General features: G+C 39.1%; 18 protein-coding genes. 16 read left to right on the forward strand and 2 right to left on the reverse strand.

Going from position 1 to position 23,323, the window contains the following annotated elements:
* The first annotated feature begins 10 nt into the window (after window positions 1–10).
* The 12 genes from HMPREF1639_RS08305 to HMPREF1639_RS08360 all read left to right on the forward strand — a co-directional run bounded on the left by HMPREF1639_RS08305 (window position 11) and on the right by HMPREF1639_RS08360 (window position 14,900).
* Window positions 11–1,462, forward strand: coding sequence for a TrkH family potassium uptake protein (locus HMPREF1639_RS08305; RefSeq protein ID WP_036765446.1), 1,452 nt, complete (start codon window positions 11–13; stop codon window positions 1,460–1,462).
* 259 nt (window positions 1,463–1,721) lie between these two features.
* A complete protein-coding gene (locus HMPREF1639_RS08310; RefSeq protein ID WP_036765448.1) occupies window positions 1,722–2,999 on the forward strand; it encodes an adenylosuccinate synthase in 1,278 nt (425 codons plus the stop codon).
* A gap of 103 nt (window positions 3,000–3,102) precedes the next feature.
* The gene (gene purB, locus HMPREF1639_RS08315; protein WP_036765450.1) at window positions 3,103–4,527 is read left to right on the forward strand and encodes an adenylosuccinate lyase; all 1,425 of its coding nucleotides are present in this window, start codon (window positions 3,103–3,105) and stop codon (window positions 4,525–4,527) included.
* A gap of 90 nt (window positions 4,528–4,617) precedes the next feature.
* Entirely contained in the window at window positions 4,618–5,457 is an 840-nt protein-coding gene (locus tag HMPREF1639_RS08320; protein WP_036765453.1) for a carbon-nitrogen hydrolase family protein, read from the forward strand.
* Between the two features lie 124 nt (window positions 5,458–5,581).
* Window positions 5,582–6,565, forward strand: a complete 984-nt coding sequence (locus HMPREF1639_RS09000) for a DUF975 family protein (RefSeq protein WP_052045485.1) — start codon at window positions 5,582–5,584, stop codon at window positions 6,563–6,565.
* A gap of 404 nt (window positions 6,566–6,969) precedes the next feature.
* Entirely contained in the window at window positions 6,970–7,347 is a 378-nt protein-coding gene (locus HMPREF1639_RS08330; protein WP_036765455.1) for a YbaN family protein, read from the forward strand.
* Window positions 7,325–9,388, forward strand: coding sequence for an NEAT domain-containing protein (locus HMPREF1639_RS08335; RefSeq protein WP_084572498.1), 2,064 nt, complete (start codon window positions 7,325–7,327; stop codon window positions 9,386–9,388). Before HMPREF1639_RS08330 ends, HMPREF1639_RS08335 begins: the two co-directional genes overlap by 23 nt.
* Window positions 9,389–9,411: 23 nt before the next feature.
* A complete protein-coding gene (locus HMPREF1639_RS08340; protein WP_156955978.1) occupies window positions 9,412–10,542 on the forward strand; it encodes a heme-binding Shp domain-containing protein in 1,131 nt (376 codons plus the stop codon).
* Window positions 10,535–11,452, forward strand: coding sequence for a heme ABC transporter substrate-binding protein IsdE (gene isdE / locus HMPREF1639_RS08345; RefSeq protein WP_036765457.1), 918 nt, complete (start codon window positions 10,535–10,537; stop codon window positions 11,450–11,452). The genes HMPREF1639_RS08340 and isdE overlap by 8 nt, the downstream gene beginning before the upstream one ends.
* Window positions 11,452–12,516 (forward strand): FecCD family ABC transporter permease, encoded by a 1,065-nt coding sequence (locus HMPREF1639_RS08350; RefSeq protein ID WP_084572499.1) that lies wholly within the window; start codon window positions 11,452–11,454, stop codon window positions 12,514–12,516. Before isdE ends, HMPREF1639_RS08350 begins: the two co-directional genes overlap by 1 nt.
* A complete protein-coding gene (locus HMPREF1639_RS08355; RefSeq protein ID WP_036765460.1) occupies window positions 12,506–13,270 on the forward strand; it encodes an ABC transporter ATP-binding protein in 765 nt (254 codons plus the stop codon). Before HMPREF1639_RS08350 ends, HMPREF1639_RS08355 begins: the two co-directional genes overlap by 11 nt.
* Before the next feature lie 169 nt (window positions 13,271–13,439).
* Entirely contained in the window at window positions 13,440–14,900 is a 1,461-nt protein-coding gene (locus tag HMPREF1639_RS08360; RefSeq protein ID WP_198021085.1) for a cell wall-binding repeat-containing protein, read from the forward strand.
* Between the two features lie 226 nt (window positions 14,901–15,126).
* Here HMPREF1639_RS08360 and htpG read toward each other — a convergent pair whose 3' ends face one another.
* Entirely contained in the window at window positions 15,127–17,109 is a 1,983-nt protein-coding gene (gene htpG / locus HMPREF1639_RS08365; RefSeq protein WP_036765463.1) for a molecular chaperone HtpG, read from the reverse strand.
* A gap of 225 nt (window positions 17,110–17,334) precedes the next feature.
* Here htpG and HMPREF1639_RS08370 point away from each other — a divergent pair, with 225 nt between their 5' ends.
* Genes HMPREF1639_RS08370 through HMPREF1639_RS08385 form a run of 4 tightly spaced genes read left to right on the forward strand, consistent with a single transcriptional unit; the run spans window position 17,335 to window position 22,354 of the window.
* Window positions 17,335–17,970 carry a cyclodeaminase/cyclohydrolase family protein gene (locus HMPREF1639_RS08370; protein ID WP_036765466.1) on the forward strand — a complete coding sequence of 212 codons (636 nt, stop codon included), beginning with the start codon at window positions 17,335–17,337 and terminating at the stop codon, window positions 17,968–17,970.
* Entirely contained in the window at window positions 17,971–18,828 is an 858-nt protein-coding gene (locus HMPREF1639_RS08375; RefSeq protein WP_036765467.1) for a bifunctional 5,10-methylenetetrahydrofolate dehydrogenase/5,10-methenyltetrahydrofolate cyclohydrolase, read from the forward strand.
* A gap of 24 nt (window positions 18,829–18,852) precedes the next feature.
* Window positions 18,853–20,439 carry a ClC family H(+)/Cl(-) exchange transporter gene (locus HMPREF1639_RS08380; RefSeq protein WP_036765469.1) on the forward strand — a complete coding sequence of 529 codons (1,587 nt, stop codon included), beginning with the start codon at window positions 18,853–18,855 and terminating at the stop codon, window positions 20,437–20,439.
* A gap of 25 nt (window positions 20,440–20,464) precedes the next feature.
* Window positions 20,465–22,354, forward strand: coding sequence for an ATP-dependent helicase (locus HMPREF1639_RS08385; protein WP_036765471.1), 1,890 nt, complete (start codon window positions 20,465–20,467; stop codon window positions 22,352–22,354).
* A gap of 89 nt (window positions 22,355–22,443) precedes the next feature.
* On the opposite strand, the gene HMPREF1639_RS08390 is transcribed toward HMPREF1639_RS08385, so the two are convergent.
* Window positions 22,444–23,259 carry a thermonuclease family protein gene (locus HMPREF1639_RS08390; RefSeq protein WP_052045487.1) on the reverse strand — a complete coding sequence of 272 codons (816 nt, stop codon included), beginning with the start codon at window positions 23,257–23,259 and terminating at the stop codon, window positions 22,444–22,446.
* Window positions 23,260–23,323 lie beyond the last annotated feature (64 nt).

A 23,323-nucleotide genomic window follows, 5' to 3' on the forward strand; every position in this document is an offset into this window, starting at 1 on the left:
GAGAATTGAGATGAATTATGAGATGATGGCTTATGTTCTGATGAATATAGCCAAGGTAGAAGGTTTTTTGATGTTTATACCTGCCATAGTATCCCTTGTGTATGGAGAAAAGGATGTGGCTATCAGGATATTTGAGATAGCCGTGGTCTTAGTTCTTGTTGGCAAGATATTTACAAGAAAAAAGCCTAGTAAGTCTGAGCTATTTATCAAAGATGGACTATTGATAGTTGGTTTGGCCTGGATAATATTTTCTGTGATAGGGGCCATGCCCTATTACTTGACAGGGAGTATAACTAGTATAGTTGATGCTTTTTTTGAGACCGTGTCTGGTTTTACGACTACAGGTTCTACTATATTGACAGATATCGAGTCCCTGCCGATGGGAATTCTTTTTTGGAGGTCATTTACCCACTGGATAGGTGGCATGGGTGTATTGGTATTTGTAATGGCTATAATACCACTGTCAGGTGGAAATACCATGAATATAATGAAGGCGGAGGTACCTGGTCCTACAGTTGACAAGTTAGTTCCTAAGACCAAGCAGTCAGCCAAGATCCTCTACCTGATTTATATAGCGATGACTGCCTTAGAAGTAATTTTGTTGATGCTTGGTGGTATGCCTTTTATAGATAGCCTGACAAATTCTTTTTCTACTGCTGGTACAGGTGGTTTTTGTATGAAGGCAGACAGTATAGGTTTTTATGACAGCGCCTATATAGATGGTGTAGTTACGGTATTCATGATATTATTTGGGATAAACTTCAACCTTTTCTATCTTGTGTTACTTAAGAATTTCAAACGTATATTCAAGAGTGAGGAGTTGAGGACCTATATAAAGATTATAGCTGTAGCTATTGCCTTGATTACTTGGAATATACAGGGTATGTATGGTGGTGTATTGAAGTCATTTAGGTATGCATCCTTCCAAGTTGCTACCATAATAACTACTACAGGTTTTATGACTGCTGATTTTAACCTATGGCCTACATTTTCCAAGGCTATATTGCTGTCCTTGATGATAATAGGTGCCTGCGCAGGTTCCACAGGTGGTGGTGTAAAAGTGTCGAGGGTATTGATTACATTTAAATATATAAAGTCAGAGATAAAAAAGGTCATTCACCCTAGGTCTATAAGTAATATAACCATGGATGAAAAACTGATAGATGATACAATGACGAAAAATGTATCCGCCTATCTATTGATATACCTTGTAATTATGGCAGTTTCATTTATACTGATAACTTTGAACGAGTTTGATATTGAAACATCTCTGACTTCTGTTGTAACCTGCCTTAATAATGTTGGTCCGGGCTTGGGTAATTTGGTAGGTCCTACAGGCAACTTTTCGACATTTTCGCCTTTTTCGAAGTTGGTCTTGACTCTTGACATGCTATTGGGTAGGTTGGAAATATTCCCAATCTTATTCTTATTTAGTCCAAGGATATTCAAGAGACGTTTTTAACAAATTTTAAAAACAAATACGAACGTTTTCACAAGAAAGTCTATAATAATGTGAGGCATTGTATACATTTTTATAGACTTTTATTTTTTTGTATGATATAATTTTTAAGTAATAGGCAGTCTTGCTAGTTCTGCTTATTACACTAGTTATTTACAATAAGTGTGGATATGTGTATACATATAGATATACACTCCTTCTGCTCTTAGTGGTATAATAGATATTAGGTAAAGATAGCAGTAATAAGAAAGGACTAAAAGATATGTTAACAGCAATTACAGGAATAAACTGGGGCGATGAAGGCAAGGGCAGGATGGTTGACCTGCTGTCAGAGGACTATGATATAGTTGTTAGATACCAAGGTGGTAATAATGCAGGACATACAGTAGTAAATGAGAGGGGTAAGTTTATCTTGAACCTACTTCCGTCTGGAATTTTGCGTTCTGATGTTGTAAATATAATTGGTAACGGGGTGGTTGTGGATATCAAGCACCTAGTTGGTGAGATTAGCAAGTTGAAAGAAGCTGGCATAGTAATTACACCGGAGAACCTAAAGTTGAGTGACAGGGCAGTAATAGTAATGCCTTACCATGTAGACCAGGATTGTTTAGAAGAAGAGAGATTGGCAGATGCCAAGTTTGGCTCTACAAAGAGGGGAATAGCACCAGTCTATGGTGATAAATATATGAAGAAGGCTATCAGGTTAGGTGAACTATTAGATAGTGAAGAGGACCTAAAGGAAAGACTAAGGGGTATTATCGAATGGAAGAACCTGATGATAGAAAAGGGATATAAAAAAGCCCCTATAAAGTTTGAGGATATGTGGTCCTACCTAAAGGAATATGGCGATATAATAAAGGACTTTATATGTGATACAGGCCTATATTTGAACCAGGCCAATAATGATGGTAAGAATATAATGTTTGAGGCCCAGTTAGGAGCCTTGAGGGATATAGATTTTGGTATATATCCATTTACATCATCATCTTCAACAATAGCACCATATGCACCTATAGGGGCAGGGGTACCTAATTTGAAGCTTACAAATTCTGTAGGTATAATGAAGGCATATTCTACTTGTGTGGGAGAAGGTCCTTTTACTGCAGAAATGTTTGGAGACAAGGCAGAAGAGTTACGTAAGGCAGGTAATGAGTACGGTGCTGCTACTGGAAGACCTAGAAGAGTCGGTGGATTTGATATATTGGCTTCAAGGTATGGGGTTAGAGCACAGGGATCTGACGTAATCGCCCTTACAAAACTAGATGTTCTATCATACATGGAAGAGATACCTGTATGTGTAGCATATAAGTTTGGTGACCAGATCTTGGATGAGTTCCCAATAGGTGAGAAACTCTTCAAGGCTGAGCCAGTATATGAATACAAAAAGGGTTGGATGAAGGACATATCTGGATGCAGAGTCCTAGAAGACCTACCTCAGGAGGCTATTGACTATATCAAGTACCTAGAAGAGGTAGTGGACTGCAAGATTAAATATGTATCTGTGGGTCCAGAAAGAGAACAATATATAACAATGCCTTAGTAGGGCTATAAATTTTATAAATAAAAGTGTAAGTAGGCGAGTAAACATGTTTTTGCATGTCTACTCGCTGTCTAATTTAAATAATAATTTTTGGAGGAATAATATGAAGAATACTTATGAATCACCATTGACTTCTAGATATGCAAGCCAGGAGATGCAGGCCTTGTTTTCTCCTGATAAAAAGTTTAAGACTTGGAGAAAGCTATGGATAGCCCTAGCTGAATCTGAAATGGAGCTGGGAATAGATATTAGTCAGGATCAGATTGATGAATTGAAAAAATACCAGGACGATATAAACTATGATGTGGCCAAGGCGAGGGAAAAAGAGGTAAGGCACGATGTAATGAGTCATGTATATGCCTATGGTGTCCAGTGTCCTAAGGCTGCAGGTATAATCCACCTGGGCGCAACATCATGCTTTGTGGGTGATAATACAGATTTGATAATAGACTATGAGGCCCTAGAGCTGATAAAAAAGAGGTTGGTAAAGGTTATATCAGTATTGTCAAAATTTGCAGACGACTACAAGGACCTGCCAACTCTTGGTTTTACCCATTTCCAGCCAGCCCAGCCTACAACTGTGGGTAAGAGGGCTAGCCTGTGGATACAAGACTTCCTGTTTGACCTAGAGACTTTGGAGGACTTCTTGCAGAGAAAGAGGTTAAGAGGGGTTAAGGGCACTACAGGAACACAGGCATCCTTCCTTGAATTGTTTGATGGAGACTTCGAAAAGGTCAAGGAACTTGACAAGACAGTGGCCAAGAAGATGGGATATGATGATGTATTCGCAGTCACAGGCCAGACATATTCTAGAAAGTTTGATAGTAAGGTGGTAAATATTCTGGCAGGTATTGCCCAGTCCGCTACAAAGTTTTCAAACGATATTAGACTACTACAGCACCTAAAAGAGATTGAAGAACCCTTTGAGAAAAATCAGATAGGCTCATCTGCTATGGCATATAAGAGAAATCCTATGAGAAGTGAGAGAATAGCAGCCTTAGCTAGATATGTCATCGCTGATACTATTAATCCAGCTATGACGGTAGCAGGCCAGTGGTTTGAGAGAACACTAGATGATTCGGCTAATAGGAGAATATCAGTTCCAGAAGCCTTCCTAGCTACGGATGCAGTACTTAACCTATGCGCTAATGTAAGCGACGGTCTAGTGGTCTATCCCAAGGTGATAGAACAAAGATTGATGAAGGAGCTACCTTTTATGGCTACTGAAAATATAATGATGGATGCTGTGAAGAGAGGGGGCAATAGGCAGGACCTTCACGAAAGGATAAGAGTACACTCATTAGCTGCTGCTAAGGTAATTAAAGAAGAGGGTGGTTCAAACGACCTAGTGGACAGGATAGCAGGGGACCCTAGCTTCGGAATTACTAAGGAAGAAATCCTAGAAGTCCTAAGGCCAGAACTGTATACTGGTTGCGCAGGTCTGCAGGTGACAGACTTTATAGAAAATGTGGTAAAGCCTATGCTAAAGGACGAAGAGGCTATAGAAATAGCAGAATTGACAGTATAGTGTAGTAGCTCATAGTATGATATAATATTAATAATACTAAAAATATATTAGAAATTATAGCAAAATAATATAAAAATGGAGGTGCATCCTATGAAAGATTTCAAGCTAGCAATTTGTCAGATGAAGACAGGGGCAGACAAGGTGGCAAATATAGACAAGGCTATAGATATGATAGGCCAGGCTGCTAAAAATGGAGCCAGCCTAGTAGTCTTGCCGGAAATATTTAATTCTCCATATGATAACAAGTGCTTCCATGAATATGCAGAGGTATATCCAGGGCGGACTTCCCAGGCTATGATGGAGATGGCCAAGAAGTATGGAATCTATCTGTTGGCTGGATCTATACCTGAGAGGGATGGTGATAGGGTCTACAATACAGCCTACTTCTACGACAGGAGTGGAAGAATGATAGCTAGGCATAGGAAGATGCACCTCTTTGATATTGATGTCAAGGGTGGCCAGTACTTCAAAGAGAGCGATGTCCTATCAGCTGGAGATGACTTTTGTCTAGTCGATACAGACCTAGGAAAGATAGGTGTTGGGATTTGCTATGACGTGAGGTTTCCTGAATATTTTAGGATTCTAGCCAAGGAGGGGGCAGAGTGTATCCTCCTTCCAGCAGCCTTCAATATGACTACAGGACCGGCCCACTGGGAATTGTCGCTTAGGATGAGGGCTCTAGACAACCAGGTATATATGGTTGGGGCATCAGGGGCTAGGGATACCAGTGCATCATATATATCCTATGCAAATTCAAGAGTGATAGACCCATGGGCTAGTGTAATTGCCCAGGCGGGTGAAGAAGAGACTATATTATATGCAGACATAGTAGGTCAGAGGGTGAGTGACATTAGGGACCAGCTGCCACTTCTCAAGCATAGAAGGCTAGATATGTATTCAGTAGACAAGAAGTTTACAGATAAAAAATAAGACGAAATTTATAATATATACTTTATGGATAAAAAAGTCTAATTAAAGTAAAAAAATATTGAAAATAAGTCTACTTTAAGTTATAATATACGAAAATCAAATAAAAATAAAAGGGAGGTCTTTTATGTTATCTAGTAAGGAAATAAGAGCCCTGAGCAGGGAACAGCTCAAAGGGAATTGGTCGAAGTTTATATTGATTAACCTAGTTAATTTGCTTGCAGTGGGAGTTTGTACCTACTTATCAGTTAGGCGAGGAATGCCATATATGAATGTGGTACAAATTTTAATACAGGTATTTGTAACTCTTGGTACTTATAAGCTAATGTTAGACCTAGCTAATGGACAGGAATTTAGGTTCTCAAACTTTTGGCAACCAAAGAGGGTCTATATAAGATATCTAATAGTAAGTATATTATTGGCTGTTTTGATAGCAATTATAAATGTAATTGTAGGAGTTATTCTAGGCGCTATCGGTTTATCCATGATGATAGGAAATGCCACTAGTGGATCACTAACTTTCCTTGGTGGCCTAACATTAGGTTCCATAGTTATGGTTGTGGTTATTGGTTTGATTGCAAGTATTATAAATATCTACATTCAGTTGACATACCAAATGACAGAGCTAATAGTAATAAAGAACCACGACGATATAGGAGCAATAGATTCTCTAACATATTCTAGAAAAATTATGTATGGCTACAAGTGGAGATTGTTTAAGTTGTGCCTATCATTCATAGGCTGGGCAATATTATCGATTGCCAGTTTGGGAATAGGTTTACTATGGTTGTCATCATACATATACATGTCAATAACTAATTTCTATCTAGAGTTGTTGAAGGAGAGGGAAGAGCTAGCAAGAGACCTTAACCTAGTTGATGCAGAGACTATATCAACATATAGGACTTTTGTAAATCAACTAACACCAGCAGAATATACATCATCCAAGGATGAAGAGGTTGTTGAACCAATAATACTTGAATTAGGAGCAGGAACTAGTGAAGGAGACGAATCAAGTGTTAGTGATAGTAAACTTACAAATGCTGAGGGCCAGGAAGTAGATTCTAATGATGATGACAGTAGCAAAGATGATGGTGAAAATGAAATATAAGGTATAGATGATATTGAGCTAATTATTATTGATTAAAAAAATGGCTACAGGGAATATTTTTTTCTTGTAGCCCTTTTTTTGTGTAAAATTAAGTAATACCCTAAAAATAGTTAATAAATTGCCGAAAATATTGAATTTTATTATCACTGATTTGGTGTTAAAATATTAATAGAGATAATTTTATTTTGAAATTTAGTATCAATATCAATTATTTGTGCTATAATTATTGTAGGGATAATTTTATTTTGAAATTTAGTATCAATATCAACTATTTGTGTTATAATTATTGTAGGGATTATTCAGTGCACGCTATTGAGGTTATTCAATATGCGATAAAAATAAGTATAATACCTGAATTTTAACGCATATTAAACTAGTTTAGAAGATATGAAGGGGGTGATTTTATGAGATATATTTACATCATAATAGGTATATTGTCGGTGATATTGGGGGGGATAGGAGTTTTGTTACCAGTTTTGCCGACAGTTCCTTTTTTGCTTTTAGCTTCTTTTTGCTTTGCAAAAGGATCTGATAGGTTTAACACTTGGTTTAAATCTACAAATCTTTATAAAAACAATTTGGAGTCTTTTGAAAAAAACAAGTCCATGACTAAAAAGACTAAGTGGAAGATACTAATATTTGCGTCTGTAATGTTGTTATTTGTATTTTTTAGGTATGATATTTTGCCTATGAGAATATTTATAGTTACCTTAATAGCCTTTAAATATTATTATTTTTTGAAAGTTATAAAGACAGTAGATGGAGGTGATTGTCATCGATAGGTTGTTGGGTCAATCAAAAAAAGAGAGATTGACTAGGTTTGATAGAAAAAAAATAAGAAATAGACAAGTATCACAAAATACTAGGAAACAAGATAATAAGAGGAATTTTAATAAATCTTTAATGAGAACAATAGTATCTCTAGTAGCAGTTGTGAGTTTACTATTGGGGACACTTCCAATTACGAGTGCCATAGGGCCTTCAGACGGTATATATAAGGTAAAGTTATCATTGATGAAGAAGTACGATGAAGAAAAATCAATGGGAAACGGTGCCTTTGTACCGGAAGGATTCATAAGTGTGTCGGCTGGTAAGGCCAAGATAAGGATAAAAATGGTTCCTCTTACAGCCTTTAATTTTAGGGGCTATCTTAGTGAATTGAAGGTAAAGGACAAGCCTGCGACTGTTTTGACTAGGTATGATGAGTATGACGTATATAATAATCCCAAGGATGGTAAGGATGCTAGATTTAAGGGAGTGAAATATCCTAAAGAAATGGAATTTGATGTCGAGTGGGGAGAAAAAGATATACCTGTTCAGGTATATGTACCTGTTATGGGAGAAATGGCCAGTGGGGAACAGAAGGCTAGATTGAGGATACAATGGCCTTCAAATCCAGACTCTGCCAAGGTGTCCTCAATAAATTTTGACTCTTCATCTAATTTAGAGGCATCTGATGATACAAGTGAGACAGTCAATAATGCCTACCAGTCAAAGGACAACAGAAATTTGCCACCACTGGAAAAGGGAGAGAATATAAATCTGGAACCGGGCTATTATAAGTTGAATGTCAGCCTCTACCATGAAAGGGAGGACAGGCTTTCTATGGGAAATAATGCCATGATTCATGATGCAGAGCTCTTGTCCAAGGATGGCAAGTATACATTTTTGTTGGGCAGTACGTCTATGGAGGTTTCTAATATTATAGCTTCCTTAGTTTCTCTACAGATTAGGGATGACAATGCCTACTATCATTTTGCAGAGCCACATGCCTTTGACCTAACTATACCAGGGGAACAGGACAAGAGACCTGAGGTATTTAGTTTTGATCTAGTACGTAAGGACCCCATGATCTATGTAAAGGTCGATCCAAAGGTCAAGCCTATGGGAGAAGTTCCTGTTGGTGCTAGGTTGAAGATAGATTGGTCTACTATAAAGAAGTCAGAAGAGGCTGATACAGTCTTGTACAAAAAAATGAAAAATGGTACTCCTAGAAAGAAGTTTGATCCTAAGGAAACAATCCACAAGATTTTGCCGGAAGGATTTGAACTCTTGGCTGAACCTGGAGCCTTCAAGGAGAATATTGTATTCAAGGCCAATCCAGTCACTGGAGGAACTAGTTTTCAGAAGGTAACTCAAAAGTTTGGTAGGGGAACTGCCATGAAGATATACGAGTTTAAGATAGAAAATGACTATGGTGTACCAACCAAGCCATCCAAGATGGTGACAATAAAGGCCAAGATACCTTCAAATGTAGTGAATCCTAAGGTTTATAGGTTGACTGATATGGCAGAAATGAATACATCTGTTTCTGGTGAGCATACTATATTTACTACGGATACATATGGTGAGTTTGCCTTTGTTGCTAGTGGTGGAGCCAAGGCTTCCAACCAGCTAAATAATGGTAATAATGTGAAGAAAAGCCCATCAAATGCAGTTGCCAGGTCAAATAATTCTAAGTCAAATAGCAAGTCCAAAAAGAATGACAAGAATAAGAATAGCGACAAGAAAAAAGACAAGGGTGTAAAAAGCAGCACGCCAGCATCTATAAGTCAGTTAAAGAATGAAGCAACTGATTTTTCCAACAATGCACAGGTCAATGAGCCTGATCAGACAAAAGAGGCCAACAAGGTTCAGAAGCCATTGAAGGCTAGGGAAAATCCAAAGGTTATCTTTTATTGCATACTGATACTTGGAGCTATAATTTCTGGTTCAGTATATGTATATATCAAGTTCAGCAAACACTTGCTTTACGAAATGAAGTACAACGAATACTTGAGGAAGAAAGTAGCAGAATTTAATAGGGTAAAGGATATATTATAAGAAAAGGTGGGGGATAGGATATAATGCAATCTATATACAAGAAAATATTTGGCAAGCTGTCAATATTAGCCTTCATCTTGGCAATATGCCTACATATGTTTACGGGGATTTCTTTTGCAGGTGAGGTCTATACAGCAAATGCTCATGGCCACTATTCACATCCGGTAACGGGTACTATAGAGGATCCTGGTAACAATCCAGGTATAGGTGAAGGAATGGTGTCAAATACAGTTTTTGGTACTGCCCTGATAGAGAAGGATGATGACGGCAAGTTATATGCTACAGTTAGGTACAATTTGAGGGATAAAATCAGTAAGTTTACCTTCAATGTACAGAATAAGGGAGATAATGGTTGGACAGAGGTTTCATATCAGGAAACTCAAAATGCGGTTACGACAGGAGATTTTAGGTTTGAGATACCATCGGCTGATTGCGTGGTTAGGGCTACATTTTTTGTTGGTCCCATGTCTAGGTCGGTTGTATTTTACATAGACTTTGATGACCTACAGGCAGGAAATACAGATTTCAAGGCCTTGGTGTCTACAAACAGCTCTAGTCAGTCATCTGCTGGAGGTGAATCTAATTCATCTAGTCAGTCTTCGTCAAATAATGGTTCAAATACAAGTAATAATACAAGTTCGGACACTAGAACAAGTAGTAATACTAGCTCAAACAGTTCAAGTAATTCTGCTAGTAAAACTGGTGGAACTAGCTCACATGACAAGGCAAAGGCTTTGATGAATTCAGCCAATAAAGTAACTCCGAAGGCTGGAACTACCAATGGAAATGGAGTAGTACCACCTTCTAATGGAGAGGACGATAAAAAGATAAACCAGGGTGACCTAGGTTACGACCATGGTCTGCTAACAAACAAAGATTTTGGAGATAGCAAGACCCTTATGGATGGTAGAGATTCAAAAGATGCCCCTTGGGGAATAGTTACTAAGGTCTTATTTACAGTAATCGTAGTCTTAGTGGCTGTTGTATTGGCTGTATTAATTTTTGGTGCTCTTGCCCTAGTTTTAGGTTTTAACTATATAAAGAGAAAGAATGACTCTATATCTGATAGCTTGGACAGTCAGGGATTTGAATTTGATGAATTGGAAGACAGGGAAATTTTGTGTGAGCCAAGTGAGGTGACAAGTTATGAATAAGAAGATGCGTTTTTTAAGTATGTTCTTGTGTCTAGTGGCTTGTCTGCTTGGTGGATGCGTCAACCAGCATCCAGAGGGTTCCAAGGACAAGGTCCAAGACCTTAGACAGGTTACCAAGATCAAAAATCCAAAGGTAATAGCTACTTCCATGGCCACTGTCTATATACTAGAAAAGTTAAATGTAGACCTGATTGGTGTTCCGGATAGCAAGGTGGACAAGCTGCCAGACAGGTACAAGGGCAAGCCTACTGTAGGCATGGCCATGGCTCCAGAAATTGAGAAGATAGAGACTATGAATCCCGATTGGATTTTTTCTCCAGTCAGCCTAGTCAGTGACCTAGAGCCAAAATATGAAAATGCAGGCCTGAGGTTTGGTTTTTTGAACTTGAACAATATACCAGGTATGTACAAGTCCATAGAGGACATGGGCGTAATCCTAGACAGGGAAAAAGAGGCCAAGGCCTTGATAGACGAATACCAGGCCTTTATGAAAGACTATAAGGAAAAACACAAGAATATGAAAAAGAAAAAGGTCCTAGTCTTGATGGGCTTACCGGGATCCTATGTAGTAGCGACTGACAAGTCTTATGTTGGTTCCCTAGTAGAGCTGGCAGGCGGAGAGAATATATACAAGTCTGACAAAGACCAGTTTATTAATGTTACGACAGAAGACATGTTGAAGAAAAATCCAGAAATAATCCTTAGAACAGCCCATGCCCTACCAGATGAGGTAAAGGAAATGTTCTTTAAGGAATTTAAAACAAACCAGATTTGGTCTAAGTTTGATGCAGTTAAAAATGACAAGGTCTATGATTTGGACTACAAAAAATTTGGTATGTCAGCAAAGTTTACATATCCAAAAGCCTTACAAGACTTAGGTAAGATATTTGAAACAGGAGGTGATAAGTAGTGAAGTCTAAAAAATTTAAATTTGGTCTTTCCAAATTTCTGGCGGGAAATGATAGAAGGGAAAAGCCAATTAATAATACCAGGAAGGCCCTAGCTTTTATTATCACCCTGATATTATTGGTAATAGTATTTTTTATAGCAGCTACTTCAGGTAGTATAAACGTGGGATTTGGTAAATTATTGAGAGGGCTATTTGTAAAATTAGACCAGGATGTGGTAGCCATATGGGATTTAAGGTTCCCAAGAATAGTAATATCTATTTTGGCTGGTGCAGCCATATCGGTATCAGGTGTCCTATTACAGGCAGTTATGAAAAATCCTCTAACTGACCCGGGGATTATAGGTATATCATCAGCGGCATCATTGGTGTCAGTCTTGGTAAGTACTATGTTCCCAGCACTATATTTTTCTATTCCATTTTTCTCGGTTGCAGGAGGTCTTTTGGCCTACCTATTGATATATTCATTGGCCTGGGATGGTGGAGTAAACCCTGTAAAGTTGATACTAGTGGGTGTTGCCTTAAATATGACCTTTACAGGTATTAGCGAATTTTGTAAGGCCTTTGCAGGTGGTGGAGCCAATCTGAGCAAGGTCCAGTCCATAGTAGAAGGAAATATTACCCAGAGGACTTGGGCAGATGTAAATATGCTATTTTGGTATGTATTGATAGGTCTGATTCTGGCTTTTTGTCTATACAAAAAATGCGACCTACTTTCTCTAGAGGATAAGACAGCCAGGGGTCTGGGTGTCAACGTAGATAGGGATAGGTTTATAGTAGCCCTAGTGGCAATTATCTTGGTAAGTATATCGACAGCCCTAGTAGGTGTGATAGGATTTTTAGGTCTTATAGTTCCTCATATGGCCAAGATGCTAGTGGGAAGTGAGCATAGGTTCAAGATACCATATACAATGTTACTTGGGGCCTTTGTATTCCTTCTATGCGATACTATAGGAAGGACTATGGTGGCACCTTATGAAATACCAGCATCGATTATGATGTCAATTATAGGTGCTCCATTCTTTATCTTCCTTCTAAAGCATGGAGGTGATAGTTATGGAAGTTAAAAATCTTACATTCTCCTACACTGAGGGTGGGAAAACTATCTTGGAGAACATATCCTTCAAGATAAAGACGGGAAGTATTACATCTATCCTAGGAGCCAACGGTTGTGGTAAGTCAACCCTATTTGACCTGATGACAAAAAACTTGAAGGTTAATTCAGGAGAGATTCTTTTAAATGGTAGAAATATATCTACCATGTCTCAGAAGGACTTTGCTAGGAAGGTAGCAATTATTCACCAGTACAACAGGGTATCAGATGGTATAACTGTCAGGCAGTTGGTGAGTTATGGTAGAACTCCTTATCAGGTCATGATGAAGAGGCATGATGAAGAGGATGAAAGGATGATCAGCTGGGCTATAGAGGCAACCAACCTAGTGGACATACAGGATAGGACAGTAAACTCCCTATCAGGTGGCCAGAAGCAGAGGGCTTGGATAGCCATGGCCTTGGCCCAGGGGACAAAGTTCCTATTCCTAGATGAGCCAACTACTTACTTGGATATTAGGTATCAAATAGAGGTATTAGAGCTAATTGACAGACTGAATAAGGAACTAGGCATGACCATAGTAATGGTTTTACATGATATCAATCAAGCTATGTACTACAGCGATAGGGTTATAGGCCTAAAGGATGGAAATATTTTGGTTCAGGGCGACCCTGAAAAGGTAATTTCTTCCTACTCAGTTGAGCAGATGTTCGGGGTCAAGTTAGAAGTAATTGAGGTTAATAATAAAAAACTGATATTAACTATTTAAAAAAGATAATAATTATATATAGTATTTTTGCTTATTTTATTGTATACTAGAGGTAAGTGAATATTGTATGTAATTTATTTGGGAATAAATTGAGAATAGAATGCATATGGAACTATAAAATATAAGTTTAGATTTAGATAATAATTAAAAATATATTTGGAGGTAAACTATGAAAAATATGACTAAGAAATTTGCAACTGTTATGGTAGCAGCAACTGCTGTTACAGCTGTAGCACCAACTATGGTAAACGCTGAAGAGGCTATTGAATATAAGGTTCCAATTAAGATGAAGCATGCCCACGAAGACAAGGACTCTATGGGTAATGCAGCCTTAGACCATGTTGCTAAGGTAGTTGAGAAGGATGGAAAGGCAGAAATATATATCAATATGAAGGGTCTTTCATTTATGGGTTTATTTGGTCACCTTTGGGGAATGAATGTATACGAAGCAGGACTTGGAACAGCCAAGTCACCTGTTAGTGTAGAAAAGACTTTCAATGATAAGGACCTAGAAGGTAAGACAAGAGAGTTCCCTCAGACTCTAAAGATTGTAAGAAACAAGACAAAAGAAGACAAGGTATATATAAATGTTGAAGTTGACGCTATGGATGCTATTGCTAGTGGTGGAGCTAGTACATATGCCAAGACTATAAAGGGTAAGGGTGCCCAGGATGCTATCTTAATGCTTGACTATTCTAAGGCAGAAAAGGTAACACCGGATCCTAAGCCTGATGAAAATAAAGACAACAAAAAGAGAGATAGAATAGCAGGTATAAGCAGGTATGCTACAGCAGCCAAGATTAGTTCAACTAACTATAACAAGGCTGATTCAGTAATCCTAGCAAATGCCTACAAGGATGCAGATGCCCTAGCAGCAGCTCCTCTAGCAGCTAGTATGTCAGCTCCTATACTATTAACTAAGGGAGATGCTATTCCAGCTGAAACTATGGCTGAAATAACTAGACTAGGTGCCAAGAAGGTATACATAGCTGGTGGAGAAGGTTCTGTAAGTGCTGCAGTAGCTGACCAGCTAAAGAAGGCAGGTATAGAAGTAGTAAGACTAAGTGGTGACAACAAGTACCAGACCGCTATTAAGATAGCGGACCTAGTAAGAGCTAGTGGCAACAAGGAAGAAGCTATACTTGTAAATGGAACTAAGACAGCAGATGCCCTATCAGTATCAGCATTTGCAACTAAGATTAAGGCTCCAGTTCTACTAACTGGTGCAGCTAGCCTAAACAAGGATGTAGACGCATCTCTTAAGGCTTGGAACTTGAAGAAGTTGACAGTTGTTGGTGGAGTGAACAGTGTATCTAAGGCTGTAGAAGACGCTGCTAAGGCTGAATCTAAGGTTAGAATCAGTGGTGATAACAAGTACGCAACTTCTGTAGCAATAGCCAAGCATGCATATGCTAATCCTAAGTCTGTAATGGTTGCTAATGGTGTTAAGACAGCAGATGCCCTAGCAGCAGGTGCAGTAACAGCTAAGACTATGAGTCCAGTTGTTCTAGTTAATGGCAAGACTGTAGCTCCAGAATTGAAGCCATACCTAGCTGGCACAGAAAAGATATCTGTAGTAGGTGGAGTAGATTCTATATCAGATGCTTTGATGAACTTACTAGGCAAGTAGACTATAGATAAAGGAAAATTTTGATAAGGCTATTTGTTGAGCAGGTTTCATCTGAATTTGAACTGGAATTTTGTACGAATATAACAAACATATTGAATTACATTAATTAGATAATATATAACGCCAAGATGAGAATCATTTTTCTGTATGGAATAGATTTTCACTTGGCGTTATATTTTTTATTACAAGTACCTACAAAAAGGAAAGATTATTATTTTTGGCGATATTACTTTTCTATTATCATAGCCATCAGCTTGTTTGTCCTATCGACATATTCATTTAGCTGGTCTGGCTTTAATTCCTTGTTGGCCAACATAGCTAGGTCAGCTACCTGCTGGCACATAAGACCCACAAGGTCCTTCTTATCAGGGTCCTCTGACAATTGGACGAGTCTGTGTATAATAGGTGAAGTTCTGTTTAGGAGTAGGCTTTGTTCTTCTTCAAAGCTGACTCCTCCTAGTCCCATGGCTTCAAATTGGTCCTTCATATGAGCCATACGGATACTCTGTTCATCGACCACTACCATGGCAGATAGGTTGGAATCCTTGAAGCTTTCAACCTTGTAAGAGGCTAGTTTTTCACCCAATACATCCTTAAATAGGTTGGATATTTTTTCGTCATTTTCCTTGTCCTTGTCATGAGTATCGGAGTCTAGAACCTTGGATATATCTGAGTCGATTCTAGCAAATTTAAGTATTTCTTTTTGGTTCTCTGGATTCTTGTCCATATTTTCTACATATTCTATCAGTCCCATAAATGGTGTATCTAGGCTATTGTCAAGTATAAGGGCATCTAGGCCGTTGTCCTTGAACTGCTTGATATACTGGGCTTGCTGGTTCTCGTCAGTAACGTAGTAGACAACCTTGTCTTCCTGGTCCTTCCTAGCTGTTAGGTATTCATCTAGGCTAATATGCTTGTCGTAAATAGTCTTGTAGAGGATTACATCCTTTATCCTATCATAGAACTTATCATCCTTTAGGCAACCAAATTTTATAAATACCTGTATATCGTCCCAGAATTTTTCGTAGTTGTCCCTTTCAGTCTTGTGAAGGGATTTTAACTTGTCGGCAACCTTCTTGACAATATGCTTTGAAATTTTACTTACGTCCCTATCATTTTGTAGGAAGCTCCTTGAAACGTTTAGAGGTAGATCAGGACAGTCGATTACTCCCTTTAATAGAAGGAGGAATTCTGGTATCACTTCCTTGATATTATCTGCAACAAAGACCTGGTTGTTGTATAGCTTTACCTGTCCTTCAACTAGTTCAAATTCATTTTTTAGTTTAGGGAAGTAGAGGATTCCCTTTAGGTTGAATGGGAAGTCTACATTTAGGTGGATCCAGAAAAGTGGCTCATCATGTGTGTGGAATACTTCCTTGTAAAAGGCCTTGTAATCATCTTCTGTACAGTCCTTTGGAGTCTTCATCCACAATGGATGGATATTGTTTATAGGTTTTGCTTCTTCTGGAAGGTCTACTTCTATAGGCTCTGGAGTCTGGCCATTTTTTACAGCTTCATCGTATTTTGCCTGTGATTCCTGGGCTTTTTTAGCTCTTTCCTCTTCTTGTCTCTTTTCCTCACCTGCATCTTCTAGGTATATTTCAGTTGGTAGGAAATAGCAGTACTTGTTCAGGATTTCTCTGATCTTGTAGGCATATAGGAACTCATCGTTTTCTTCTGGTATAGTAAGGATTATACTAGTACCGTGTTCCTTTCTGTCTCCTTGGCCTATTTCAAATTCCATACCATCCTCTGATATCCAACTGACTGGCTGGGCACCATCTTTATAGGATAGGGTGCTTATTTCAACCTTGCTAGATACCATAAAGGCAGAGTAAAATCCAAGTCCAAAGTGGCCGATGATATCGTTTGATTCATCCATGCGGTCCTTATACTTGTTGACGAATTCTTCGGCACCAGAAAAGGCAACCTGATTTATATATTTTTTGACTTCTTCAAGGTCCATACCGATACCATTGTCAGTGAATGTTAGGGTCCTATTTTCCCTGTCAATCCTAACGATAACCTTGTAGTCATCTCTTAGCTCGGCCTCACCCATGCCTGCTAGTCTTTTATGTTTGGCTATGGCATCACAACCATTACTCACTAATTCTCTTACAAATATATCCTTGTCAGAGTACAACCATTTCTTGATTATTGGAAAGATATTCTCTGAGTGGATAGATACTTTACCCTTTTCAGTAGTCATATTGATACCTCCTGTACTGTTTGATATTTTTATAGATTAATTCTACCACTTTCTGTTATCACTGTCAAATGTTGAGTGCTAAATATAGATATTATGATTTATCAAAAAGCAAATATGTCATTTTTGCTTCCGTTATTTATTATCACTACCTATTAAACATTAATCCACCCTTATGCTATCACCTATGCTATAATATATGAAGAGAAAAATATTATGGAGGGTTCGATGGATAGGAAATATTTTGAATTTAGTTTAGAGGAATTTGCCCAGGACTTGGGATCTAAAAAGTCCATGCCAGGAGGGGGTAGCGTGGCTGCCTATGCCTTAAATCTGGCCAATGGTTTGGCTTCAATGGTGGCCAATTTCACAGACGGCAAGAAAAAGTATGCTGCATACCAGGCTGATATAAAAGAAATCTTGGCCAGGTGTCAGGACTACCATAGGGAGTCTATGGATATGGTAGATAGGGATGCTGAGGCCTTTTTACCCTTGGCTGAGGCCTACAAGCTGCCTAGCGATACTGAACAAGAAAAGAAATACAAGCATCAAGAGATGCAGGCCTGCCTAAGGGGGGCAGCTAGTGTGCCAATGGACCTATTACGCCTATCAAGCAAGGTTCTAGACCTACATGAGGACTTGCTAGAAAAGGGGTCTGTAATGCTCCTAAGTGATGTCGGTGTGGGTGTGGCAATACTGAGGTCGGCGGCCTTGAGTGCTAGGTTAAATGTGATGATCAATATTAAGGACATAGATGACCAGGCCTATGTGGAGCTTATTAGTCAGGAGATGGAAGACCTAGTGGCTGATATAGTTAAGAGGTCTGACTATATATATGAAGAAGTTTTCAGGAGGTTTAAATAAATGGAAGAAAAGTTACTAAGGGGTAAGCCAGTGGCAGACGCCCTGACGGATGATATTATAGACAAGGTAAGCAAGTTAAATGACAATGGTATATTCCCAAAATTAGCCATGCTAAAGGTTGGTAACAGGGCAGATGATGCATCTTACCAGAGGGGGGCGACAAATAGGTGTGCCAAGTGTGGAATAGAAACTATGGTGGTTGAGTTGGATGAGGACTGTAGTCAAGAAGCCTATCTAGAGGCCCTAGAATCACTGAACAAGGATGATTCGGTTCATGGTATTTTGTGTTTTAGGCCGCTACCAGACCAGATAGATGAGGAAATTGTCAAGTACTATATAGATGATAGGAAGGATGTAGACTGTTTCTCTCCACTTAGTCTAGCCAAGATTATGTCAGGGGACAAGAGGGGGTTTGCTCCTTGTACTCCTATGGGTGTAATAGAAATTTTGAAGTACTATGATATAGATTTAAGGGGCAAGAATGTAACTGTTTTGGGTAGGTCTATGGTGGTTGGCAAGCCCCTGTCCATGCTTCTCTTGAATAGGGATTCAACTGTTACGATTTGCCATTCTAAGTCCAAGGACCTTGAAAATATAGTTAAGGGGTCTGATATCCTAGTTTCATGCATGGGTAGGGCTAGGGCAGTTGACCAGTCATATATAAAGGAAGGGGCAGTCGTGATCGATGTTGGCATCAACTTTGATCAGGGTGGCAATATGTGTGGTGATGTAGATACAGATGATGTACTAGACAGGGTAGCCCACATTACTCCAGTTCCAGGAGGTGTAGGTTCTGTTACTAGCTCTGTACTGGCTAGACATACCTTGAGGGCCTGCATCCAAATACACGATCTGTAAATTGGACTTTGAGGGGGTTTTTTAGTGTTTTCTAAGTTTATAGGGTACAATGATGAAAATGTGCCTACAATAATAAGGAGTACAAATGGTTTAAAGTACAAGATGATAGTTCATTCACTTTTTATAGGACTCTTGACTGGTTGCACAATAGTGGCCTACAGGATCCTTGGTGAAAGACTCTTGGGTCTATTTGGCAGACTATATATAATCTCCAAGACTAATAAGGGAGTGGCTATTGGTGTTTTTTTGGCACTACTAGTGATGGCTATGCTTGTCAGTTTATTTCTTAGGAAGGAGCCTAATATATCTGGCTCCGGTATACCCCAGGTAGAGGGCGTTATGACTAGAAGGATGAAAACCAACTGGTGGACTGTCCTAGTATATAAGTTTTTTGGTGGAATCTTGTGTCTGGCGGCAGGTTTGTCCGTTGGTAGGGAAGGGCCGTCTATCCAGATGGGGGCTGCCATAGGTGAAGGTGTATCCAGAAAGACCAATAAGCTAGACTATGAGCATAAATACCTTATGACCAGTGGGGCATCTGCTGGCTTGGCTGCTGCCTTTAATGCACCCCTAGCAGGTGTTATGTTTGCACTTGAAGAGGTCCACAAAAACTTTTCACCAGTTGTATTAGTATCCGCCATGGTATCTGCTGTTACGGCAGATATGGTGACCAAGTCTTTCTTGGGTATTAACCCATCCTTGAGGTTTGATGCCTTGAGCATTATGCCTATAAAGTACTATTGGTCACTAGTGATGTTGGGGATATTGATAGGACTGTCTAGCTATATCTTCAATCACGGCGTAGTTAAGTCAAAGTCAATTTATAGGTCTATGCCTGTAAAGCAGGAGCTTAAAATTTTAATACCATTTATTTTTGCAGGATTTATTGGTATGGCTTTTCCTAGCCTATTAGGCGGGGGCCATGAACTGATAGTAAATATAAACTATTTTCACCTAGGGCTAGCAGTTTTGATATTGTACTTAGTTATAAAGTATTTATTCACATTTGCATCTTTCGGTTCGGGTGTACCGGGTGGTATATTCTTCCCACTGTTGGCCATAGGTGCACTTATGGGTAATATTTTTGGAACGGTATGCGTGACTTATTTGGGGATTCCCCACCAGTTCCTAGTTAATTTTGCAGTCTTGGCTATGGCTGGCCACTTTGCTGCAACTGTCAAGGCTCCAATAACGGGCATAATCCTAATATTTGAGATGACGGGTTCATTTGAGCATTTACTACCCCTGTCTGTAGTAGTATTTATTGCGGTGGTGATATCAGACCTATTGGGGGTAGAGCCTGTGTACGATATGTTGCTAGAGGATATTTTAAAGCACAAGAAGGATTCTGACTACCATACTGAGGACAAGAGCAAGACCCTTATGGAGTTTTCAGTCCATATAGGTAGTCAGGTTGAGGGCAAGTTTATATCAGAAATCGACTGGCCCGAAAAGTGTTTAGTAGTAGCCATATATAGGGGGGCAGAGGAGATTTTACCGAGGGGGAATACCCTAATAGTTGGAGGAGATATGTTGGTTGTTATGGTCAACAAGGATGAATCAGCCCAGATGTTGGATTGGTTGACCCAGATGACCAGTCAGATAGGCTGAGTTTTTTTAGGAAGGAGGTTCAGGCATGGTCAAATTAAATAAAAACCAGGCCCAGGCAGTGGCCCATATTGATGGACCTTGCATGGTCCTAGCTGGTCCAGGATCCGGCAAGACTAGGGTCATATCCCAGAGGATAGTTTCGATGGTTCTTGACCATGCCATTCCTCCTACTAGGATATTGGCTATTAGCTTTACCAAGGCATCTTCTGTGGAGATGAAGAAGAGGACGCTTGGATACGGTCAGGATAAAAGGCTCAAGAAGGTTAGCTTTGGGACCTTTCATTCTAGTTTTTTTAGGATATTGAGGAGGTATGCTGGAGTTGGCCTAGATGACCTATTAGTTGATATAGATAGATTTAAATTGGTTAAGTCTATACTCAAATATCTCAAGGTGACCAATTACAATGATGACGATGTAGCGGACCTTTTAAATGAGATATCCCTGGTCAAGAATGAACTATTGGATTATAGGGATTATGAGAGTCTTAGTTTTGATCAAGATACTTTTCAAAAGGCCTATAGGATATATGAGGATGAGAAGAAAAAGTACGGCAAGATAGACTTTGACGATATGTTGATAAGGGCCTATGACCTCTTAAGGGCTGAGCCCGCTATCTTGAATATAGTCAGGCAGGTGTTTCGGTATATACTGATTGACGAGTTTCAGGATATAAATAAGGTACAGTTTGAGCTGATAAGGTTAGTTGCAGGTCAAGAGCAGAATGTATTTGTAGTTGGTGATGAAGACCAGAGTATCTATGGCTTCAGGGGGGCCAGGCCGGACTTTATGCTGGAGTTTGATGAGTATTTTCCTGGTGCCAAGCATATATATTTGGATATAAACTACAGGTCTTGTGAGAATATAGTAGACCTGTCAGCTAGCCTTATCAAAAAAAATAAGCTTAGACACGACAAGATGATAAGGGCCTTTAGTAAGGAGTCTGCAAGAATTTCCTATATATATCCCAGGGATACGGACGACGAGGCAAGATTGGTGGCAGGGCAGATTTTTGATAGGATAGGCTCTCAAAAGGACGCATCTTATGGCGACTTTGCAGTTATCTATAGGACCAATAGGCAGGCCAGAGCCTTTGTGGATGCCTTTATGAATAAGAGGATTCCCTTTATTTTAAAGGATGCCCCCAAGACCATCTATGACCATTGGGTTAGTCTGGACCTAATAGCCTATCTGAGGATAGCCATGGATATAGGATCTAGTGGAGACTGGGTCAGGGTTATCAACAAGCCCTTTAGGTATATATCAAAAAATTCTCTTGCAAAGGCAGAGAGGTCAGTTGATTTTTTTGATGCCCTTTTGAATGATGAGGATATAAAGGATTTTCAAAAGAAAAATTTGGAAGACCTCTATGAAGACCTAAATTATGTCAGGGGGCTTAGTCCCCAGTATGGAATTTCCTACATCAGGACGACATTGGACTATGATAGGTATATATTGGAATACTGTCACGAGCGCAAGATAAGGGCCCAGCAGATAGTGGAGATATTAGATGAACTAGAGTCTGCTGCATCCAACTACAAGACCATATTGGATTTTTTCAAGCATATAGACCAGGTTAGGGAAGAAGTTAAGAAGAGCTCTGACAAGACTACAGGATCAAGTTTGGCAACCAGGGCAGATGAAGGTGTAGTCCTTACAACCATGCACAGCTCCAAGGGATTGGAGTTTGAGTCAGTCTATATAGTCGGTGTAAATGAGGGAGTAATTCCCTACCAGGTAGCCGATGAAGCTAGGGTTGATATAGAAGAGGAGAGAAGGCTCTTTTACGTTGCCATCACCAGGAGCAAGAAGGAATTAGTCATATCCAGTCCACTCAAGCGCTTTGGAAAAAAGGTCGGTCCATCAATGTTTTTAAAAGACTTACAAGAAAATAGAAGGAATTTAAAAGGTAGTTAGATATTTTGTATCTAAGCTACCTTTTTCTTGTATTATCCTTGTATTAAATTAAGTAATCAAATGTTCTACTATATCATTTTCTACTAGACTTATTTTTTAGACTTTCTATAACCAGCATTTATGGCATCTTCTTCGTTGTCAAAGTAGACTGCATTTTTATCGCTTACAGAATCATATCCTTTTGAACCCTTTAGGTGGTAGACCTTGCTATTTTTATTACCCTTGACACTTTTCTGGGATTTTTTAATTGTAATATTATCCTTGGCTGAAGGATTCTTTGCCTTTAGCCTTTTTCCATCGTTGAGTGGCCTTGTCTCAGGATTGTCTTTGTGACTTTCATTAAAGGTTCTTAGGCTGGCTTCATTCCATAATCCTACAGATTTTTCCTGGGCCTGGTGCTGGAAGCTGGCGAATAGGTCGCTATATCTGGTATCAGGTTGGAATGAATAGGCATAGGCATATCCATTTATAACTAGCTGGGCATTGTACATATACTTGGATATTTCTTCTTTGCTAGGGTTGTCGCTACTAGGCATTTCTAGCCATACATACCTTAGGAGACGACCATACTTGTCAGTGTCGGATACATCTTTTTGAAGGTATACTGTCTTGTTTTTTAGTTGCCTTTTAGAATAATCACTGGCTTCTTTGCCATAGAATTGGACAGGTTTATTGGGGTGGACAGTCTCCGGAGTGTCAACACCGATCATCCTCAGCTTGTATTTTTTTCCGTCCATCATCAGGTGGATGGTGTCACCGTCTATCACCCTGACTACAGTAGCTTTCTCAAAGTTTGAACTACCAGTATTGCTACTAGGATTACAGCCAACAAGGGCTAGGACCATGACTAGTGGCATACATAGAAGTAGCAATTTCATAGCTTTATTTTTAATATTGTCAAACATTGTATATCTCCTTTATATCTATTGTATTTACCTTGAATAGCAATACAAGTATATTATACCATAT

The organism is Peptostreptococcus sp. MV1, from assembly GCF_000758885.1.
GTDB lineage: Bacteria > Bacillota > Clostridia > Peptostreptococcales > Peptostreptococcaceae > Peptostreptococcus.

What these genes read in the sequence shown, in the direction of transcription:
- htpG (WP_036765463.1), bottom strand. Translation starts at nt 17,109, where the DNA reads ATGACTACTGAAAAGGGTAAAGTATCTATCCACTCAGAGAATATCTTT.
- HMPREF1639_RS08320 (WP_036765453.1), top strand. Translation starts at nt 4,618, where the DNA reads ATGAAAGATTTCAAGCTAGCAATTTGTCAGATGAAGACAGGGGCAGAC.
- HMPREF1639_RS08360 (WP_198021085.1), top strand. Translation starts at nt 13,440, where the DNA reads ATGAAAAATATGACTAAGAAATTTGCAACTGTTATGGTAGCAGCAACT.
- HMPREF1639_RS08335 (WP_084572498.1), top strand. Translation starts at nt 7,325, where the DNA reads ATGGAGGTGATTGTCATCGATAGGTTGTTGGGTCAATCAAAAAAAGAG.
- HMPREF1639_RS08310 (WP_036765448.1), top strand. Translation starts at nt 1,722, where the DNA reads ATGTTAACAGCAATTACAGGAATAAACTGGGGCGATGAAGGCAAGGGC.
- HMPREF1639_RS08330 (WP_036765455.1), top strand. Translation starts at nt 6,970, where the DNA reads ATGAGATATATTTACATCATAATAGGTATATTGTCGGTGATATTGGGG.
- purB (WP_036765450.1), top strand. Translation starts at nt 3,103, where the DNA reads ATGAAGAATACTTATGAATCACCATTGACTTCTAGATATGCAAGCCAG.
- HMPREF1639_RS08340 (WP_156955978.1), top strand. Translation starts at nt 9,412, where the DNA reads ATGCAATCTATATACAAGAAAATATTTGGCAAGCTGTCAATATTAGCC.
- HMPREF1639_RS08355 (WP_036765460.1), top strand. Translation starts at nt 12,506, where the DNA reads ATGGAAGTTAAAAATCTTACATTCTCCTACACTGAGGGTGGGAAAACT.
- HMPREF1639_RS08370 (WP_036765466.1), top strand. Translation starts at nt 17,335, where the DNA reads ATGGATAGGAAATATTTTGAATTTAGTTTAGAGGAATTTGCCCAGGAC.
- HMPREF1639_RS08390 (WP_052045487.1), bottom strand. Translation starts at nt 23,259, where the DNA reads ATGTTTGACAATATTAAAAATAAAGCTATGAAATTGCTACTTCTATGT.
- HMPREF1639_RS08385 (WP_036765471.1), top strand. Translation starts at nt 20,465, where the DNA reads ATGGTCAAATTAAATAAAAACCAGGCCCAGGCAGTGGCCCATATTGAT.
- HMPREF1639_RS08305 (WP_036765446.1), top strand. Translation starts at nt 11, where the DNA reads ATGAATTATGAGATGATGGCTTATGTTCTGATGAATATAGCCAAGGTA.
- HMPREF1639_RS09000 (WP_052045485.1), top strand. Translation starts at nt 5,582, where the DNA reads ATGTTATCTAGTAAGGAAATAAGAGCCCTGAGCAGGGAACAGCTCAAA.
- HMPREF1639_RS08375 (WP_036765467.1), top strand. Translation starts at nt 17,971, where the DNA reads ATGGAAGAAAAGTTACTAAGGGGTAAGCCAGTGGCAGACGCCCTGACG.
- isdE (WP_036765457.1), top strand. Translation starts at nt 10,535, where the DNA reads ATGAATAAGAAGATGCGTTTTTTAAGTATGTTCTTGTGTCTAGTGGCT.